At 58.6% G+C, this 1,411-nt stretch carries 1 protein-coding gene; it reads right to left on the bottom strand.

Annotated elements, in window-relative coordinates:
- Positions 1-58: 58 nt before the first annotated feature.
- Complete coding sequence (locus FHE74_RS10555) at positions 59-1,249, bottom strand: IS1249 family transposase (RefSeq protein ID WP_139466468.1); 1,191 nt, start codon at positions 1,247-1,249, stop codon at positions 59-61.
- Between the last annotated feature and the right edge of the window lie 162 nt (positions 1,250-1,411).

Raw genomic sequence — 1,411 nt, 5'->3', positions numbered from 1 at the left:
GGGTTAAGGTGCAAAATGTGTGTCCGCTCGGCGTGTCGCCTGCCGGGCACACTGGTTGCTACTTCAGGGGGCCTTTCCGAATTCCTATCGAGTGTTCGTACTCGGTTGGGATAGCGTTGTCGTAGAGGGCTGGGCGTCCGGTTTCCAGGTCGGCGTCGTTGTGGTCTTCTAGGACGAGATCGTTGACTTTGGCGAGTGGATCTTGTCCGAAATTGCACTGCCTGGCGATTCTTAGTGGGTCGTCAGGCATGTGTGTTTTGGTGTGCAGGTACCACTCCAGCATTTTCCTCTGCCGCTCTCCGGACCTGCCACGATGTGCATCGGCGATGCGTTTGAGCTGGGCGTTGATGCCGCCTTCCAGGCTGTTGGTAGTTGATACCCACCGTTGAGGTTCCAGAGCATGTTCTGGGGGCTGCAGGTAGGTAAACAACCAGTTGTTGCGGGTCAGGTGCAGCAGCGAGTTGTAGGCCTTGCGTACTCGCGGGTGGGTCCATTCCCACTGCTTATTGAGGGTGCGGCGTTGCGGTGGTATTCGTGTCTTCTCGTTGAGGAACGAGGCGAATACCTGCCCGAAGTCATGCAGGCGCAGGGTCCACTCGCGTGCTTGGTCAAGGGTGGTGATCTGAGTCAGTGTCAGTGCCAATGCGTAGATGGCTTTGCCGGCGTCGGTGCGTGGGCGTGAGGTGGTGTAGCGGCGGATGACTCGTTGAGCGTGGACCAGGCAGCGCTGGATGAGCGCATTTGGCCAGCAGGCTTTGATTGCTGTGTAAGCACCTTGGCCACCGTCGAGGACAACGCATAGTGGCTCGGCGATCATGCTCAGTAGTTGTGTGTAGGCGTGGGCGGTTTCGCGTTGGGCCCAGTGCCAGGCAATGACGTGGTCGTGGCTGGCTGCGATGAGCAAGCATCCGGCGGCGGTGTAGGTGCCGTCGATGAAGATTTGGTCGTAGACGCGGTGGGGTTGGCCGGTGTTGGGTACGTCAATGAGCCAGAACGGTGCAAAGCGGCGGGTAAGCGTCCAGCGGCTGATGTCGCGTTGCTTGGCGACGTGGGCCAGGGTGGCTGTGCCGGTGACGTAGGAGTGGAACGCTGTGAAGTCGCTGGTCTGGGTCAGGTCAGTTCGGGTGCGGGTTGTGGAGCTTCCGCAGTTGGGGTTGGTGCATCGCCATCTGGTTGTGCCTTTGGATGTTGTGCCGTTTTTCTTCATATGCCCTGCGCACACAGGGCACCGTGGTCTGTTTTTTGCCATCTGGCAAGCACACCAATTTCCGGCTAGCACATGTGGGTGCCGTTCCGGTGGATTGAGTCACTACCGGTCCCGTATAGGGTCTAGGGCCTTATATCTGGGCGATTTATACGGTCCTATCAGGGTGAACGCGGAGGATCAGACACACTTTCTGCTACTTAACCC

It is taken from the genome of Corynebacterium tapiri (assembly GCF_006334925.1).
GTDB classification, from domain to species: Bacteria; Actinomycetota; Actinomycetes; order Mycobacteriales; family Mycobacteriaceae; genus Corynebacterium; species Corynebacterium tapiri.
Note: the sequence above shows the minus strand (reverse complement) of the source record. Positions and strands in the feature narration are given on the sequence as shown.